At 64.7% G+C, this 18,042-nt stretch carries 15 protein-coding genes; 11 read left to right on the forward strand and 4 right to left on the reverse strand.

Annotated elements, in window-relative coordinates:
• Positions 1-40 precede the first annotated feature (40 nt).
• The 6 genes from N7333_RS03765 (at position 41) to N7333_RS03790 (ending at position 8,988) form a co-directional block, all read left to right on the forward strand.
• On the forward strand, positions 41-1,582 hold the full coding sequence (locus tag N7333_RS03765; protein WP_129482747.1) for a Fic family protein: 1,542 nt from the start codon (positions 41-43) through the stop codon (positions 1,580-1,582).
• A gap of 170 nt (positions 1,583-1,752) precedes the next feature.
• Positions 1,753-2,991, forward strand: coding sequence for a multidrug efflux RND transporter periplasmic adaptor subunit MexE (gene mexE / locus N7333_RS03770; RefSeq protein WP_012018579.1), 1,239 nt, complete (start codon positions 1,753-1,755; stop codon positions 2,989-2,991).
• Between the two features lie 27 nt (positions 2,992-3,018).
• A complete protein-coding gene (locus tag N7333_RS03775) occupies positions 3,019-6,198 on the forward strand; it encodes an efflux RND transporter permease subunit (protein ID WP_129482748.1) in 3,180 nt (1,059 codons plus the stop codon).
• Positions 6,195-7,583, forward strand: a complete 1,389-nt coding sequence (locus tag N7333_RS03780) for a TolC family protein (RefSeq protein WP_096826446.1) — start codon at positions 6,195-6,197, stop codon at positions 7,581-7,583. Before N7333_RS03775 ends, N7333_RS03780 begins: the two co-directional genes overlap by 4 nt.
• A 243-nt stretch (positions 7,584-7,826) precedes the next feature.
• On the forward strand, positions 7,827-8,603 hold the full coding sequence (locus N7333_RS03785) for an AadA family aminoglycoside 3''-O-nucleotidyltransferase (RefSeq protein ID WP_129482749.1): 777 nt from the start codon (positions 7,827-7,829) through the stop codon (positions 8,601-8,603).
• A 31-nt stretch (positions 8,604-8,634) separates the two neighbouring features.
• Positions 8,635-8,988, forward strand: a complete 354-nt coding sequence (locus N7333_RS03790) for an MmcQ/YjbR family DNA-binding protein (RefSeq protein ID WP_003246929.1) — start codon at positions 8,635-8,637, stop codon at positions 8,986-8,988.
• Here the strand turns inward: N7333_RS03790 and N7333_RS03795 are convergent.
• Positions 8,974-9,696 (reverse strand): cold shock and DUF1294 domain-containing protein, encoded by a 723-nt coding sequence (locus N7333_RS03795; RefSeq protein WP_012018575.1) that lies wholly within the window; start codon positions 9,694-9,696, stop codon positions 8,974-8,976. The two genes, N7333_RS03790 and N7333_RS03795, sit on opposite strands and share 15 nt — an antisense overlap.
• On the reverse strand, positions 9,693-10,523 hold the full coding sequence (locus N7333_RS03800; RefSeq protein ID WP_012018574.1) for an undecaprenyl-diphosphate phosphatase: 831 nt from the start codon (positions 10,521-10,523) through the stop codon (positions 9,693-9,695). Before N7333_RS03800 ends, N7333_RS03795 begins: the two co-directional genes overlap by 4 nt.
• A gap of 242 nt (positions 10,524-10,765) precedes the next feature.
• On the opposite strand from N7333_RS03800, the gene N7333_RS03805 reads away from it, so the two are divergent.
• From N7333_RS03805 to N7333_RS03820, 4 genes are read left to right on the forward strand one after another with little or no spacing between them, the layout of a single operon-like run.
• Positions 10,766-12,400, forward strand: a complete 1,635-nt coding sequence (locus tag N7333_RS03805; protein WP_003246932.1) for a methyl-accepting chemotaxis protein — start codon at positions 10,766-10,768, stop codon at positions 12,398-12,400.
• 7 nt (positions 12,401-12,407) lie between these two features.
• Entirely contained in the window at positions 12,408-13,022 is a 615-nt protein-coding gene (locus N7333_RS03810; protein WP_003246933.1) for a hypothetical protein, read from the forward strand.
• A 49-nt stretch (positions 13,023-13,071) separates the two neighbouring features.
• Positions 13,072-13,641 (forward strand): nicotinamide riboside transporter PnuC, encoded by a 570-nt coding sequence (gene pnuC, locus N7333_RS03815; protein ID WP_096826443.1) that lies wholly within the window; start codon positions 13,072-13,074, stop codon positions 13,639-13,641.
• On the forward strand, positions 13,638-14,189 hold the full coding sequence (locus N7333_RS03820) for an AAA family ATPase (RefSeq protein WP_129482751.1): 552 nt from the start codon (positions 13,638-13,640) through the stop codon (positions 14,187-14,189). Before pnuC ends, N7333_RS03820 begins: the two co-directional genes overlap by 4 nt.
• Here the strand turns inward: N7333_RS03820 and N7333_RS03825 are convergent.
• Positions 14,157-14,624, reverse strand: coding sequence for a DUF3429 domain-containing protein (locus N7333_RS03825; RefSeq protein ID WP_003246936.1), 468 nt, complete (start codon positions 14,622-14,624; stop codon positions 14,157-14,159). The genes N7333_RS03820 and N7333_RS03825 overlap by 33 nt on opposite strands.
• Positions 14,625-14,694: 70 nt before the next feature.
• On the reverse strand, positions 14,695-15,930 hold the full coding sequence (locus N7333_RS03830; RefSeq protein ID WP_129482752.1) for a sigma 54-interacting transcriptional regulator: 1,236 nt from the start codon (positions 15,928-15,930) through the stop codon (positions 14,695-14,697).
• Between the two features lie 227 nt (positions 15,931-16,157).
• On the opposite strand from N7333_RS03830, the gene N7333_RS03835 reads away from it, so the two are divergent.
• Positions 16,158-18,032, forward strand: a complete 1,875-nt coding sequence (locus N7333_RS03835; protein ID WP_279858501.1) for a cytochrome c — start codon at positions 16,158-16,160, stop codon at positions 18,030-18,032.
• Positions 18,033-18,042 lie beyond the last annotated feature (10 nt).

Here is an 18,042-nt window from a genome sequence, read left to right on the forward strand (position 1 = left end):
TTTTGTTATCGATTTTTCACTCCAATTAAGGAATTCACTCATGCAGGTTGGCTTCAAGGCACTGGCCGAACGCTACGGTATTGCGCCGGTCCAGCCCCTGCGTGTCGAGTCGCTGATCGGCAGCTCGCGGATGAGTCGCGAGAGCGACGGCCTTATCGAAAACAGGTATCCGGCCAGCTACCAGCCAGCGGACAGCTTCGCCGGCCATTTCGAGTTCGGCTTGAAGTACGAGGAAATTCACCTTGAGTTCTTCGCCCGCCTGTTCGCCGCCGTCGGCCCCGAGCCCATCGAAACCTGGTGCCGGCAAGCGCCGTTCGGCCAGTATGCCCGCCGCACCGGCTTCCTCTATGAGTGGCTGACCGGGCAGCGCCTGGATGTGCCGGACGTCACCAACGGTGGCTACGTCGATGCGATTTCGGCGCAGCACTACCTGACCCGGGTCGAGCCGCTGCGCGCGCGGCGCTGGCGCATCAACGACAATCTGCCCGGCACACCGCACTTCTGCCCGCTGATCCGCCGTACCGAGGCACTGCAGCAGGCGCTGCAGTTCGACCTGGATGCGGCACTGCGCGAACTGAATCAGGCCTTCGGCGCAGACATCCTGCTGCGCACGGCTACCTGGCTGACGTTCAAGGAATCCCGCGCCAGCTTCCTGATCGAGAAAGAGCAGGACCAGGCCGACCGCATCCAGCGTTTCGCCCAGGTGATCGCCAGGTACTGCGGGCATATCGAGGATCCGCTGGGCAACCAGAGCCTGCAGCGACTACAGGCGGGCATTCTCGGCAGCGAAGCGTTCGGCCTGGGTTTGCGGCGTTCGCCGGTGTTCGTCGGCCAGGCCACCATGCGCGAGGACATCGTGCATTACATCGCCCCGCCCTTCGACCACCTGGCGCAGCTGCTCGACGGGCTGAAAGCGTTCGAGACGGCCACCCGCGGCGCCGAACCGCTGGCCCGAGCCGCAGCTATCGCCTTCGCCTTCGTCTACATCCACCCGATGCGTGACGGCAATGGCCGGCTGCACCGCTTCCTGATCAACGACGTGCTGATTCGTGACAAGGCGCTGCCTGACGGCGTGATCCTGCCCGTATCGGCCACGATCACCAGCTCGATCGACTTTCGCGCGCGCTACGACCGCACGCTGGAGGTGTTTTCGCGGCCCTTCATGCAGCGCTATGCCGCGGCCTACCGCTTTGGCGAGCTCAAGGCCTACGAGGATGGCACCCAGAGCAACCTGGTGTTCGACGATTACGACGACGCCCTGTTCGCCTGGCGCTATCCGGACCTGAGCGAACACGTGCTGTACACCGCACAGGTCATCGAACACACCGTGCGCACCGAGATGGCGGATGAAGCGCGAGTGCTGGTAGTTTTCCAGCGTGCCCAGGAGCGCCTGAAAGAGGTGCTGGAAATGCCGGATCAGGACGCCAATCGCATCATCCGCTCGCTCAGGGAGAACGGCTGGCAGCTGTCCGGCAAGCTGAAGAAGGCCTACCCGCAGCTGGAGGACGCCCAGCGCGCGCAGCGGGTCGTGGAGGCCGTGCGCTCGGCCTTCGAAACGCCGCCAGAACAGAGCGATGAATGAGCGCAACTGCAGCCGGGCCCTTGCCAGGGACGAAGCGGCGGGCTGCAACATCGCCATGAGCTGCCAATAATCATTAGCACTGATATTCAACTTCATGGCATTCGATTCGTCGCTGGCCATGCCGCGCAGCAGACTCCGCCCATTCACAAATCCGTCTGGCGGAGTCACCCATGGAACAGCTACACAAGAACATCTGGATATTTCCCCTCGCCCTCGCCGGCCTGGTCCTGCTGAGCGGCTGTGAACAGGCGCCGCAGGCGCAAAACCAGATGCCCGCGGCCAAGGTCAGCGTGGCCGAAGTGATCGAACAGCCGGTCAACGAATGGGATGAGTTCACCGGGCGTCTCGAAGCGCCGCAATCGGTCGAGATTCGCCCGCGCGTCTCCGGTTACATCGACCGCGTCGCCTTCAGCGAAGGCAGCCTGGTGAAGAAAGGCGACCTGTTGTTCCAGATCGATCCGCGTCCGTTCCAGGCCGAGGTCAAGCGCCTCGAAGCCCAGCTGCAGCAGGCCCGTGCCAACCAGGCGCGCGCCGCCAACGAAGCCCGCCGCGGCGAACGCCTGCGCCAGAGCAACGCCATCTCCGCGGAACTCGCCGATGCCCGCGCCAGCGCCGCCACCGAGGCCCAGGCGCAGGTCGCGGCGATCCAGGCGGAACTGGACAACGCCCGCCTCAACCTCGGTTTCACCCGCATCACCTCGCCCATCGACGGTCGCGTCAGCCGCGCCGAAATCACCGAAGGCAACCTGGTCGGCGCCGGCGAAAGCCTGCTGACCTCGGTGGTCTCCACCGACAAGGTCTACGCCTACTTCGACGCCGACGAGCGCGCCTTCCTCAAGTACGTCGAGCTGGCCCGCCAGTCCGGCGCCGACGCCCGCGGCGCCAGCCCGGTGTACCTGGGCCTGTCCGATGAAGCCGGCCACCCGCACCTGGGTCAGCTGGACTTTCTCGACAACCAGGTCAACCCGCGTACCGGCACCATTCGTGGTCGCGCCGTGTTCGATAATCAGGACGGCCGCTTCACCCCCGGTCTGTACGCCCGCCTCAAGCTGGTGGGCAGCAAGCCCTACGCCGCCACCCTGATCAAGGACGAGGCGGTCGGCACCGATCTGGGCAAGAAGTACGTGCTGGTGCTGGGCGAGGACAATGCCGTGGCCTATCGCTCCATCGAACTGGGGCCGAAGCTCGAAGGCCTGCGCATCGTGCGTAGCGGCCTGAGCAAAGGCGAGAAGATCGTGGTCAACGGCCTGCAGCGCGCCATGCCCGGCTCCATCGTCGACCCGCAGCCGGTATCCATGGCCGATGACAGCACCCTCGAACAGCTGGCCCGCATGCGCCAGGCCGTCGATGGCAGCCAGGCCCCGCGCATCGCCGCCGAAAAAATCGAAGCTCGCTCGCCGCGCGGCTGATCCAACCCGCGCCCAGAGGAAAGACCCATGAATTTCTCGCAATTCTTCATCCAGCGGCCGATCTTCGCCGCGGTGCTGTCGCTGCTGATCCTGATCGGCGGCGCCATCTCGCTGTTCCAGCTGCCGATCAGCGAATACCCGGAAGTGGTGCCGCCCACCGTGGTGGTGCGTGCCGATTTCCCCGGTGCCAACCCCAAGGTGATCGGTGAAACCGTCGCCTCGCCGCTGGAGCAGGCCATCGTCGGCGTCGAGGGCATGCTCTACATGTCGTCGCAGTCGACCATCGACGGCCGCCTGACGCTGACCGTGACCTTCGCCCTCGGCACCGATCTGGACAACGCCCAGGTGCAGGTGCAGAACCGCGTCACCCGCACCATGCCGACCCTGCCCACCGAAGTGCAGCGTCTCGGCGTGACCGTGGACAAGGCCTCCCCGGACCTGACCATGGTGGTGCACCTGACCTCGCCGGATCAGCGCTACGACATGCTCTACCTGTCCAACTACGCCGCGCTCAACGTCAAGGACGAGCTGGCGCGCCTGGACGGCGTCGGCGACGTGCAGCTGTTCGGCATGGGCAACTACTCGCTGCGCGTGTGGCTCGACCCGAACAAGGTAGCTTCGCGTGGACTCACCGCCACCGACGTGGTCACCGCCATCCGCGAGCAGAACCGCCAGGTCGCCGCCGGTGCCCTCGGCGCACCGCCTTCCGATGCCGGCAACAGCTTCCAGCTGTCGATCAACGCTCAGGGCCGCCTGGTCTCCGAGGAAGAGTTCGAGAACATCATCATCCGCGTTGGCGACAACGGCGAAATCACCCGTCTGCGCGACATTGCCCGCGTCGAGCTGGGCTCCAACCAGTACGCCCTGCGCTCGCTGCTGAACAACCAGCCGGCCGTGGCCATCCCGGTATTCCAGCGCCCCGGCTCCAACGCCATCGAGATTTCCGACTCGGTGCGCGAGCGCATGGCCGAACTGAAGAAGTCCTTCCCGCAAGGCATGGACTACGAAGTGGTGTATGACCCGACCATCTTCGTGCGCGGCTCCATCGAGGCGGTGGTGCACACCCTGCTCGAAGCCGTGGTGCTGGTGGTGCTGGTGGTCGTGCTGTTCCTGCAGACCTGGCGCGCCTCGATCATCCCCCTGGCTGCCGTGCCGGTATCGCTAATCGGCACCTTCGCGGTCATGCACATGTTCGGCTTCTCGCTCAACGCCCTGTCGCTGTTCGGCCTGGTGCTGGCCATCGGTATCGTGGTGGACGACGCCATCGTCGTGGTGGAGAACGTCGAGCGCAACATCGCCCTGGGCAAATCCCCGGTCGAGGCCACCCGCCAGGCCATGAAGGAGGTGACCGGCCCCATCGTCGCCACCGCTCTGGTGCTGTGCGCCGTGTTCGTGCCGACGGCCTTCATCTCCGGTCTCTCGGGCCAGTTCTATCAGCAGTTCGCCCTGACCATCGCCATTTCCACGGTGATCTCGGCGATCAACTCGCTGACCCTGTCGCCAGCCCTCGCCGCCATCCTGCTCAAGGACCATCACGCACCGAAGGATGGATTCTCGCGCCTGCTCGACAGGCTGTTCGCCGGCTGGCTGTTCACCCCGTTCAACCGCATGTTCGAGCGCGCCAGCAACCGCTACGTCGGCACCGTGCGCCGCGTGCTGCGTGGCAGCAGCATCGCCATGCTGGTCTACGGCGGCCTGCTGGTGCTCGGCTACCTGGGCTTCTCCAGCACCCCGACCGGCTTCGTGCCGCAGCAGGACAAGCAGTACCTGGTGGCCTTCGCCCAGTTGCCGGACGCAGCGACGCTCGACCGTACCGAAGTGGTGATCAAGCGCATGAGCGAAATCGCCAGCAAGCATCCGGGCGTGGAAAACACCGTGGCCTTCCCCGGTCTGTCGATCAACGGCTTCACCAACAGCCCGAACAGCGGCATCGTTTTCGTCACGCTCAAGGACTTCGGCCTGCGCAAGGACGAGAGCCTGTCTGCCGGCGCCATTGCCGCCGAGCTCAACGGCCAGTTCGGTGTGATTCAGGAGGCTTACCTCGCCATCTTCCCGCCGCCGCCGGTACAGGGCCTGGGCACCATCGGTGGCTTCCGCCTGCAGATTCAGGACCGTGGCAACCTGGGCTATGACGAGCTGTACGTGCAGACCCAGAACATCCTCAACAAGGCCCGCCAGTTGCCGGAGCTGAACCCGATGTCGGTGTTCACCAGCTACCAGGTCAACGTGCCGCAGGTCGATGCCGCCATCGACCGCGAAAAGGCCAAGACCCATGGTGTGGCCATCAGCGACATCTTCGACACCCTGCAGGTGTACCTGGGCTCGCTGTACGCCAACGACTTCAACCGCTTCGGCCGCACCTACCAGGTCAACGTCCAGGCCGATCAGCAATTCCGTCTGGAACCGGAGCAGATCGGTCAGCTCAAGGTGCGCAACAACCGTGGCGAGATGGTGCCGCTGTCGACCTTCGTCAAGGTCGATGACAGCGCAGGTCCCGATCGGGTGATGCACTACAACGGCTTCCTCACCGCCGAGATCAACGGTGCCGCCGCGCCGGGCTACAGCTCGGGCCAGGCCGAGGCGGCCATCGCCAAGCTGCTCAATGAGGAACTGCCGATCGGCATGACCTTCGAGTGGACCGATCTGACCTACCAGCAGATCCTCGCCGGCAATACCGCGATCTTCATCTTCCCGCTCTGCGTGCTGCTGGCCTTCCTCGTGCTGGCCGCCCAGTACGAAAGCTGGAGCCTGCCGCTGGCGGTGATCCTGATCGTGCCCATCGTGCTCTTCACCGCCATCACCGGGGTGATCATTGCCGGGCTCGACAACAACATCTTTACCCAGATCGGCCTGATCGTGCTGGTGGGCCTGGCCTGCAAGAACGCCATCCTGATCGTCGAGTTCGCCAAGGAGAAACAGGAAGAGGGTCTCGACCGCGTCGCAGCGGTGCTGGAAGCCTGCCGCCTGCGTCTGCGCCCGATCCTGATGACATCCATCGCCTTCATCATGGCCGTGGTGCCGCTGGTGCTGTCCAGCGGTGCGGGCGCCGAGATGCGCCATGCCATGGGCGTGGCGGTGTTCTCCGGGATGATCGGCGTGACCTTCTTCGGCCTGCTGCTGACTCCGGTGTTCTATGTCCTGATCCGCGGCTTCGTCGAAAAACGCGAAGCGCGCAAAGTCGCCCGTCTGCAGGAGTCGCATGCATGAAAGCCTTTGCCCCCGCCCTCCTGGCCCTGGCGCTGTCGGCCTGCGCCGTCGGCCCGGACTATCGAGCGCCCGTGACCGACCCTGCGCGCATTGCCGCGCTGGAGGCGGCCGATTACGACCGCAGCCGCTTCGAAGCCGCCTGGTGGCAGCAGTTCGACGATCCGACGCTGAACCAGCTGGTGCAGCGTTCGCTGCAGGACAACCGCGAGCTGCGCGTGGCCTTCAACCGCCTGCGTGCGGCTCGGGCGATCCGCGATGACGTGGCCAACGACCGCCTGCCCACCGTCACCAGCCGCGCCAGCGGCGAGTTCGGCAAGGCGCAGCAGCCACCGGTCAGCGAGGAGCGCATCCGTCAGGAACGCTACGACCTGGGCCTGGACATGGCCTGGGAGCTGGACCTGTTCGGCCGCATCCAGCGCCAGCTGGAAGCCAGCGAGGCGCGCATCGAAGTGGCCGAGGCCGACTACTACCAGTTGCAGGTCAGCCTGATCGCCGAACTGGTCGATGCCTACGGCACCCTGCGTGGCGCACAGCTGCGCGAAAGCATTGCCCGCGAGAACCTGAAGAACCAGCAGGACTCGCGCGGCATCACCGAACAGCTGCGCGACGCCGGCGTCGGCAACGAACTGGACGTGCTGCGCGCCGATGCCCGCCTGGCCGCCACCGAAGCCAGCCTGCCGCAACTGCAGGCGCAGCAGGTGCGCGCGCAGAACCGCATCGCCACCCTGCTCGGCCAGCGCCCGGAACAGCTGCAGATCGACCTGTCGCCCAAACCCCTGCCGGTGATCGCCAAGGCCTTGCCCATCGGCAACCCGAGCGAACTGCTGCGCCGTCGCCCGGATATCCAGGCGGCCGAGCGGCAACTGGCGGCGGCCACGGCCGAGGTCGGCGTGGCGACGGCGGATCTGTTTCCGCGGGTCAGCCTCTCCGGCTTTCTCGGCTTTACCGCCGGGCGCGGTTCGCAGCTGGGTTCGTCAGCAGCCCGCGCCTGGGGCGTAGCGCCGAGCATCAGCTGGGCGGCCTTCGACCTGGGCAGCGTACGAGCACGCCTGCGCGGCGCCGAAGCCGAGGCCGATGGCGCGCTGTCGCAGTACGAACAGCAGGTGCTGCTGGCGCTGGAAGAATCGGAAAACGCCTTCAGCGACTATGCCAAACGCCAGCAGCGCCTGGTTTCCCTGGTGCGCCAGGCCGAAGCCAGCCGCGCGGCTGCCGACCAGGCGGCGATTCGTTATCGCGAAGGCACGGTGGACTTCCTCGTTCTGCTGGACGCCGAGCGCGAGCGCCTGGCCGCCGAAGACGCCCAGGCCGCGGCCGAAGTCGAGCTGTACAGCGGCATCGTCGCGATCTACAAGGCGCTCGGCGGCGGCTGGCAGCCACAGGCCTGAATCTGCTCTCCCCGGTCGGCAGCCCTGCCGACCCTCCTCAGCCCCGGAGTCGATGCTCAGGGGCTTTTTTTTGCGCTCAGCTATCCCGGCATCCCAAGGGAGCCACGCAGATAATCCTGCCAGACACCTCAGATGGCGTGGAACGCTATCAGGGACCAGACCCGGGCTTCGGGAACCCGCATCTGCGAGACGAGGCCGAACGGCGGTAAAGTGCAGCGCAACCTGAAACGCAATGGCGAAAACATGAACCTGCAGATCAGCAATGCCCTCACCCTCCTGCATCATCACCTTGGCGACAACCTGCTGGCGGTGCATCTGTTCGGTTCCGCCGTCAGCGGCGGCCTCAAACCGGCAAGCGACATCGATCTGCTGGTCACCGTCCGCACGCCCCTGAGCGACAGCACACGCAAGGCCCTGATGACCGACCTGCTGAGGCTGTCGGCCTGGCCGGCCACCGCGCACCTGCGCCCGCTGGAGGTGACGCTGCTGGTGCACGACGCCGTGCGGCCCTGGCGTTATCGGCCGATGCGCGAACTGCAGTTCGGCGAATGGCTGCGCGACGAGCTGCAGGCGGGTCGCTTCGAGCCGGCCATGGCTGATCATGACCTGGCCATCCTGCTGAGCAAGGCGCGTCAGCACGCTATCAGCCTGCTGGGCCCGCCGGCTGCCGAACTGTTCGAGCCGGTGCCTGAGGCGGACATGATTCACGCCCTGCACGACACCGCGGCGCAATGGAACGGACCGGACGACTGGCTGGGCGATGAGTGCAACGTGGTCCTGGCCCTGGCACGCATCTGGCTGACGCTGAGCAGCGGCGAGATCGCTGCCAAGGACGTGGCGGCCGACTGGCTGCTCGAGCGCTTGCCCCCTGAGCACCGGCCGCTGCTGGAAACCGCGCGAGACGTCTATCTGGGCCAGGCCAGGGATGACCTGGCTCAGCGGCCCCAGGCACTGGCCGCTTTCATCGGTTATGCCCGGCGCCAGATCGAGCGGCTACGCAGCGAGTCGGCCAACCGATAGACTGCCGTTTCGACCAGCGATGGACATGCCCATGACGCCCGACCAGATCGCCAGCTTCTGCCTCAGCCTGCCGGGCGCCCGCGAAGACCTCAAGTGGGGCAGCAACCGGGTGTTCTCGGTAGCCGGCAACAAGATGTTCGCCATCCTCGATTTTCTGGGCGAGGATCTGGCCTTCAAGGTCGATCACGACCTCTTTCTCGGCTACGTCGACCGCCCCGGCATTCGCCCCGCGCCCTATCTGGCGCGAGCGCACTGGGTCAGCATGAGCGCCCGCCAGCTACCGCTTGGCGACCAAGAGCTGCGCCAGTTGCTGACCCGTTCCCATCAGTTGGTGGTACGCCGACTGCCCAAGCGCCTGCAGCCCGGTCTGCTACTGGACGAATAGCGGGATATGGCGGGCGATGTAGGCGCCGTCGAGCAGCAGCCAATCGATCCACAACAGTTGATGCGCCGCGACGATCAGCCAGAACAGCGCCTGATAGGAGGCCTTGCGCGTCTTGTGGCGGAAGGTCTGCTGAGCGACCAGCGCACCCGGCCAGCCACCGATCAGCTCCACCAGATGCAGGGTGTTCTCCGGCGTGCGTCGTCCGCCACCCTGAGCGCTGCGCTTGTCCAGCCAGTACTGCAGGAAACTCAGCAGGCTGGCCAGCAGATAAAGCGGCAATATCCACCAGAGCCCCTTGCCGAACAGCGTCACGCAGCCGAGCAATGGCAGGATGCACAGCAAAGCGAGCACCAAGGCCTTGCTGGAAAAGTTATGGATGGAGCCTTGAGTCGATGATCGGTGTGTGGATTTGGCAGCAGCCTTTCGCACTACCGGTGCCGCCGTGCCGGGCGTTTTCGGTTTGCGCCGGATCGCCGGCCGATCAAGGCTCAGTTCACCGGCCAGGCGCAGGTGTTCGGCACGCGGCCGACCGCGCGGATCACGCCCGGCGACGAACAGCACCTCGTCACCCGGCTGCGGGCGGCGGTCGCCGCGCATCGCCGAGATATGAGCGAAAACCTCGGCTCCACCGTCTTGCGGCTGGATGAAACCAAAACCCTTGGCGTCATCCCAACTTCTCAGGCGCCCTTTGCGTTCGTTGCCGCTCACGGTTGCGCCGTGCTCCAGTCGATCAGGTGCAGTTGCCAGGTGGCGAGAATCACCAGACCGAAGGCAATGCGGTACCAGGCGAACACCGCATAGCTGTGATTGGCGATGAACTTGAGCAAGGCGCGCACGGTGATCATCGCCACGATGAAGGTGCTGACGAAGCCGATGGCAAAGATCGGCAGATCGCTCCACTGCAGGATGTCGCGGTACTTGAACAGCGAGTAGACCGTGGCGGCGATCATGGTCGGCATCGCCAGAAAGAAGGAGAACTCCGTGGCCGCCTTGCGCGACAGGCCGAACACCAGCCCGCCGATGATGGTGGCCCCGGAACGGGATGTTCCCGGAATAAGCGCCAGGCATTGCGCGAAGCCGACCTTCAGCGCCAGCTTCCAGGTCATGTCATCGACCGACTCGGCCTGGATGGCGTGCTCACGTTTCTCCGCCCAGAGCATGATGATGCCGCCCACGATCAAGGCGGTGGCCACCGTGATCGGATTGAACAGCCAGTGTTCGATCAGATCGGCAAAGGCCAGGCCGAAAACCACAGCCGGAATGAAGGCCAGCAGCAGGTTGAAGGTGAAGCGCTGCGCACGCGGCTCGCTGCGCAGCCCCAGCACCACACCGAGCACCCGCGCGCGGAATTCCCACATCACCGCCAGAATGGCGCCGAGCTGGATGATGATCTTGAACGCTGTAGCGGTTTCTCCGTTGAAGCCCAGCAGATCGCCGACCACGATCAGGTGACCGGTGCTGGAAATTGGCAAGAACTCGGTCAGGCCTTCCACTATGCCCAGGATCAGGGCCTGAAAGGCCATCCAGATATCCATCGATTCCCCCAAACGCGGCAAGTGCCTTACGAGTAAAAACTGAAGCAAAAGTCCCGGCCCTGGGACACAGGCCCGTCGCACAGGTTCCTTGCGACGGCGCGCCCGGCGACTATTCAGTTTTTTGCCGAGCGGCCGAGATGCTAACAGACAACTAACATGAATGATGCGTCGAGGTGACAGCGCTGCCCAATAGCCGTTCCAGACGCCTCAGCCCGACAATTACAACAATCAGGAATTTCTTCATGAACAGTTTGCGTAGTCTTCCCATCAGCCGTCGTCTGTGGCTGATTCTGGCGCTGGCCATCCTGATGTTGGTGCTTCAGGGCGCCTATATGCTGCGGCAGATCAATCTCGATCTGTACGCCAGCAAGGCCGAGAAGACCGAGCACGTGGTGCAGAGCGCGGCCGGCATCCTCAAGCATTACCAGGGCCTGGAAAGCGCCGGCAGCCTGAGCCGCGAGGAAGCGCAGAAGCAGGCGATGGAAGTCATCCGCGGTCTGCGCTACGACGGCCAGGAGTACTTCTGGATCAATGACCAGACCCCGGTCATGCTCATGCATCCGATGAATGCCAAGCTCGAGGGGCAGAACCTTTCCGGTTTCAAGGATCCGGACGGCAAGGCGCTGTTCAACGAGATGGTCGCCATCACCCGCAGCCAGGGCGCTGGCCAGGTCGACTACCGCTGGCCGAAACCTGGCGCCACTGACCCGGTACCGAAGATCTCCTACGTCGAACTCTTTCAGCCCTGGGGCTGGATCATCGGCTCCGGCGTGTATGTGGACGATGTCCAGGCCGAATTCAGGACGCAGGCGATGCGTGCGGTGGGCATGGGTCTGCTGATCGTGCTGCTGCTGACCGCTCTGGTCGTGCTGATTACCCGCAGTATCGCGCAGCCCTTGCAAATAGCGGTAGACGCCATGGCCAACATCGCCAGCGGTGAAGGCGATCTGACCCGCAACCTCGACACTCATGGCCGCGACGAACTCACTGCCCTGGCCACGCATTTCAATGCCTTTACCGACAAGCTGCGTCGGGTGATCGGCCAGCTGCTCGAATCCGCCGGCTCGCTGGATCAGGCCGCGCGCTCGCTGGGTGACATTTCCAGCGAAGCACAGCGACACAGCCAGCAACAGGCGCAGCAGATGGAGCTGGTGGCCACGGCGGTCAACGAAGTGACCTATGGCGTGCAGGACGTGGCGAAGAACGCCGAGCATGCCTCCAGCGAAATGCATACGGCCGAAGAACAGGCCAGCCAGGGCCAGCAGAACATCAATGCCAGCCTGCGCCAGATCGACCAGCTTTCCGGGACCATCGACAAGGCCGTGGAGGTGATCCAGTCGCTGGCCAGCGAAAGCACGCAGATCGGCAGCGTGCTGGAGGTGATCCGCTCGATCGCCGAACAGACCAACCTGCTCGCCCTGAATGCCGCCATCGAAGCGGCCCGCGCCGGCGAGCAGGGTCGCGGCTTCGCCGTGGTCGCCGACGAGGTCCGCTTGCTGGCACAGCGCACGCAGCAGTCCACCGCCGAGATCCAGGGCATGATCGAACGCCTGCAGAGCAATTCCGAGGCGGCGGTCAAGGTCATCCATGACAGCAGCCGTGCGTCACAATTAACGGTGGAACAGGCAAGCCAGGCTGGCGAAAGTCTGGCGCAGATCGCACAATCGCTGCGCAATCTGACCGGGCTCAACGCCTCGATCGCCAGCGCCACCCTGCAGCAGTCGCACGTGGTGGAAGACATCAATCAGAACGTCACGCAGACGGCCGCTCTCGCCCATAACACGGCCGAAGCCGCCGAACAGTCGAGTGCGGCCAGCCAGCATCTGAAACAGCTGGCCGATCAGCTCGGTCGCCTGCTGGGACAGTTCCGCATATGAGAAAAGCATGAGCAGCATGGAGCACCAGGAGGTCGACTTCAGCCGACCGCAGAATCAGGATCTGATCTGGGACCTGGACAGCATGGCCCGCCGCGAGCTGGCCGAGCGCTTCATCAAGCTGTTCGAGAATCGCTTGTGCGTCTATTCCGAGTCGGTGGGCCAGCTGTATACCAACTACAGCCTGCACTTCCCCACCGATCTCGGCCGCAAGATGGTGGTGCTGCCCAACCCCTATGCCTTCCACGACACCCTGCACGGCATCGAGAGCCAGGCCATTCGCAAGACCGGCCTGTGCGTGCTGCCGGGCAAGGTGCTGGGCAAGCCGGGCCTGCTGCTCAGCACGCAGATCAAGGACGGCGGCCCCACGCCCAAGACGATGCCCTTCAAGCCCGCGCTGGCGCAGATCATCAGCAACCAGAAGAAGATTGGCGACGTCTTCCTGCCGGTGCTGATGAAGGGCGACCTGCGCGAGTTCGACCAGCAGATGCCATATCTCCATCTGCACCGCCTGCAACTGGCGCGCCTGCCGCGATTGTCCAGCTTCGAACGCGAGGACATCCAGCAGACCATCACCCGCAAGCTGCTGATGCTCTACCGGCAGGCCGACAGCCTGGTGTGCTGAGGTCGGGCAGATCAGTACAATCGCTCCCTTTTCCTGACGAGGGCGCCAGATGTCCTGGCTCGAACTGATTGCCGCCGGGCTCGGCATCCTTGCGGTCTGGCTGACGGTGCGGCAGAACCCCTGGTGCTGGCCCATCGGCCTGATCATGGTGCTGCTCTACGCCTGGCTGTTCTACGACTGGCGGCTGTATTCCAACCTTCTGTTGCAGGTGCTGTTCGCTGCGTTGCAACTCTATGGCTGGTGGCAATGGACCCGCGGCGGCGAGCGGCATGACGGGCGCACCGTCAGTCGCCTGCGGCCGGCCGGCGTGCTCACGGGGCTGCTGGCGGGCAGCATCGGCGCGCTGGCGCTGGGCTACCTGATGGCCACCCATACCGATGCCAGCTCGCCCTGGCTGGACGCCGCTCTCACCGCCTTCAGTCTGGTCGCACAGTTATGGATGGCGCAGAAGCGCCTGCAGTGCTGGGCACTGTGGGTGGTGGTGGACCTGTGCTACGTGGCGTTCTTCCTGCACAGCGGCCTGTACCTGACCGCCGCGCTGTACGCCGCGTTCACCCTGCTGGCCATCAGCGGCTGGCTGAGCTGGCGTCGCGACCCGGCCATCTGGGGCAGTCGATGAAGATTCTGGTATTGACTGGACCGGAATCCAGCGGCAAGAGCTGGCTGGCAGGCGAGATACAGGCACGCTTCGGCGGCGTGGTGGTGGGCGAATACGTGCGCCACTTCATCGAACGCGAGCAACGCGACACCTGCTACGCCGATATCCCGGCCATCGCCCGCGGCCAACTGGCCTGGGAAGATGCTGCCCGCGCAGCGGCGCCGGCCTTGCTGATCCTCGACACGCATCTGCTGAGTAACATGCTGTGGAGCCACAGCCTGTTCGGCGACTGCCCGGCCTGGCTGGAGCAGGAGCTGTGCGCGCGCCAGTACGACCTGCATCTGCTGCTCGATCCGCAGGGCGTGCCCTGGGTGGAAGATGGCCAGCGCTGCCAGCCGCAATTGCAGGAGCGCCTGGCCTTTCATCAGGCCTGTCGACATTGGCTGACCAGCAACGATCAGCCCTTCTGCGAACTGACCGGCGGCTGGACGGCGCGCCGGCAGGCTGCGCTGGAGAAGGTTGCCGAGCTGCTGGGCTCAGCGAATCAGCACACTGGCCCAGGCCAGTAGCAGACTGCCGCAGACCACCAGCGTCAGGGGTGTGCGTAACGCCGGATACCACTGCGGCGCCAGCCCGACCCGCACCGCATGCATGTCGGCCAGATAGAGGCCGATGAAGGCGAAGAGGAAGATCGGCAAGGTGAAGGCCATGGGCAAGCCACTGGCCAGCGCCGCCCAGCCGAGCATCGGGGGGATCACCGACAGGCCAAGCTGCAGCTGAGCGTTCTCGTCGGTCTCCTCCGCACGCATCGCCAGGCCCCAGTGAATGGCGCCCATGAAGGCGAGAATCACTGCAGCGAAATCCAGCAGTGCGTTCAGCACGAACGGCCGCCAGCCCAGCGGAATCACCCAGATGCCCAGTGCGCCGCCCACGAAAGGCACCAGGCCGGCATAACCCAGCAGCATGGCAAGTTTCGGGGGCTTATCGGCATCGAACGGGTGCATGGCAATCTCCTTGGCGAAACATTCGCTGAGCACCTTAACAGTGTTTCGCCGACGATACAGCCGAAGGCTGTCAGCGCAGGCGATGCTTGTGCAGCAGCCGGTAGAAGGTCGGGCGGGAAATACCCAGGGTGCGGGCCGCCTGGCTCATGTTGTTGGCATGGCGCGCCAGGGCATCGTTCAACGCCTGGCGCTCGGCCCGCAGAATGTAGTCCTGCAGCGTGGTCACCGCGGCGCCCGGCCCCCGTCCGGCCTCGAGCCCCAGATCACCCGCGAGAATCTGCCGTCCCTGGGCGAGCACCAGGGACCGTACCACCCGATTGCACAGCTCACGCACATTGCCGGGCCAGGCATGTTCGACCATGGCATCGACAGCCTCTTCGCTGAAATGCCGATGCCTGCGCCCGATTACCGCGCCATGCAGTTTGGCGAAATGTTCGGCCAGCAGCAGCATGTCGCTGCGCTGCTCGCGTAGCCGGGGCGTCTGCAAGCGCACGTCAGCGAGCATCCGATAGAGGTCCTCGCGAAAGCGCCCCTGGCGCACCGACTCTTCCAGCTCGCCACGACTGATGCTGATCAGGTGCAGCCCTGGATGGGTGTGCAGATGCTGCAACAGATGCTGCTGGGTCGGCGCGGACAATGTGGCCAGGCCCTCGAGCAGCAGCGTGCCTGTCGCCGCCACGGCCAGCGCACCCGCATGCCCGGGCCGGTCGAACAGCGCCTCGGCCTGCCCGGCGCAATCCAGACGCTGCAGGGCATGGCCGGCGCGTGAAGAGCGCTCATGCAGCAGGCGCGCCAGCAGCGTCTTGCCGCTGCCGCGTTCGCCGCTGATCAGCAGCGGCCTGGGCACCTCGCTCAACTGCTCCAGTTGCTTGCGCAGCGTACGCGCCTGGGCGCCGTTGCCCAGAAATTGACGCGCCTGCCGCTCGCCCTGCAGGCTGCGCAGGCGCGCGTTCGCCTGCGCCTGCGAGAGCGTTTCCATCAGATTTTCCGGGGTGGTGGGCAGCGCCAGGGCAGCAAAGAACCATTCGCCGATCAATTCGGCGATCTCGCCCCGCTCCAGGGTCTGCGAATCCAGCACCGCCACCCAGCTGGCCTCCATGCTGCGCAGCTGAGCCAGCAGCGGCGCCAGCGGCTGCTCGTGCAGATGAATCAGCACCACATCGCCGGAGCTGCCCTGCAGAGACTGCAGTGTGCCGCGGCGCAGCGCCCAACCTGCCTCCTGCAGAGGAAGGAGTAGTTGTTCGCACGCGCCTAGCGGCTCGACCACCAGTAATTGCCGGGATGCGACGGAAACGACATCCAACATACCCCTTCCTTGGCGCCATTATTTTGTAATATCAATAAAAACAATGATTTGGCGCGCACAACTGTAACGCTAGCAAGAACTTTGACACTGCATAAACCATTTCTCTATATCGCTTGTTCCAGTTGGTTATTGCAGGAGTTTCATGTTCATGGCGATGGCAACTTGCCAAGCGTCTGCAGGATTGGCATAACAGGGCCACTAATAAGAACGCCACAAGGAAGTCTCCGATGCGTCTGCTCCGCCGTACCCTGAAGCTGGTTCTGGTGCTGGTACTGATCGGTCTGGCGGTAGTGCTCTATTACGTCGCCAACCCGAACCTGCCCAGGTTCGAGCCGCCCGAACAGCTGCACTATCTGCAGCAGTGGAGCGACGAGCAGCGCCAGACCTATTACTACACCCCTCAGGGCACCACGGTTAAAGGCCTGCGCTACGACTGGTTCGTCGCCCTGGAAATGCCCTTCGGCAGCGAGAAATTCGCGCGCCCTGACTATCTCGCCCGCTTCGGTTTTCTTACCGATCCCAAGCAACGCGCCACTTCTCTGAACCCCGGCAATCTGCCGGTCGGCTTCGCCCGCCATCAGGACAACGAGAGCGGCGAGCACTTTCTGGATATCAGTTGCGCCGCCTGTCACACCGGCGAACTGCGCTACCAGGGCCAGGCGGTGCGTATCGACGGCGGCGCCGCCCTGCATTCACTGGCCTCGACGGTACCGACCCTGCGCGGCGGGGGCTTCGGCCAGGCGCTGGGCATGAGCATGGCCTTCACCTATTACAACCCGCTCAAGTTCCGCCGTTTCGCTCAGGAGGTGCTTGGCGATCGTTACGCGCAGGATCGTGATCGCCTGCGCCAGGACTTCAAGCAGGTGCTCGATCGCCTGCTGGCCACTGCCGCCAATGACTGGCACCGCGGCCTCTATCCAACGGAAGAAGGCTTCGGCCGTACCGATGCGTTCGGCCGTATCGCCAATACCGTAATCGGCGATGCACTGGACGAAGCCAACTACCGCATCGCCAATGCACCGGTCAGCTACCCGCACCTGTGGGATATCTGGAAGTTCGACTGGGTGCAATGGAATGGCTCTGCCATGCAGCCGATGGCGCGCAACGTCGGCGAGGCTCTGGGGGTAGGCGCCAGCCTGCACCTGCTCGACGAGCATGGCCAAGGCGTCACGGAGGCCGACCGCTATGCCTCCAGCGTGCGTCTGCACGACCTCTATACGCTGGAGGAAACCCTCAAGCAGCTGCAGCCACCGCAGTGGCCCGAGGCGATCTTCGGCAAGATCGATCTGCCCCTGGCCAGCCGCGGCAAAGCCCTGTACAGCGAAAACTGCGCCTACTGCCACGCCCCCAATCCCAAGCCGCGCGAGCAGCGACTGGCCCCTGCGCGCGATCCGGAATGGAAGATGCGCATCGTGCCGACCGACATAGTCGGTACCGACCCGACCACGGCCGACAACATCGCCGATCACCGCTTCGACATCAGTCGTCTGGGCTGGACCAAGGCCGAGCTGTCGCGTCTGGATGTGCAACTGTTCGGCGCCAGCCTCGACGAGGTCGACTTCAAGAGCATCTCCAGCGCCAAGGCCCTGGCCTACATCACCGCCTACGTGGAAAACCGCGCCTACCAGGATGCCGGCATCAGCCCGCGGCAGCGCTGGCGCATGGACGGTTACGGCCTGTCGATCGGCGTGCAGGAGAAACGCGGCTACAAGGCGCGCCCGCTCGACGGCATCTGGGCCACCCCGCCCTTCCTGCACAACGGTTCGGTGGCCAACCTGTTCGAGCTGTTGTCGCCGGTGTACGAACGGCAGACCCGCTTCTGGGTCGGCAACTTCGAGTTCGATCCGGTACGGGTCGGTTACCGCAGCGAAGCGTTCCCCGGCGGCTTCCTGTTCGACACGCGGGTAACCGGCAATGGCAACGGCGGCCATGAGTTCCGCGATGGCTGTCGCCAGCAGGGAGTGATCGGCCGTGCACTGGCGCCGGATGAGCGCCTGGCGGTGATCGAATATCTCAAGGTGCTCGGCAACGACGGGTTGGAAGCCCAGCTCACCGAAGTGCCGGCAAAAGCCTGGACACCCGGCCCCAGTTGCGAAGGCTGACCCCACTGAC

It is taken from the genome of Pseudomonas sp. GD04158 (assembly GCF_029834875.1).
Lineage (GTDB): Bacteria > Pseudomonadota > Gammaproteobacteria > Pseudomonadales > Pseudomonadaceae > Aquipseudomonas > Aquipseudomonas hydrolytica.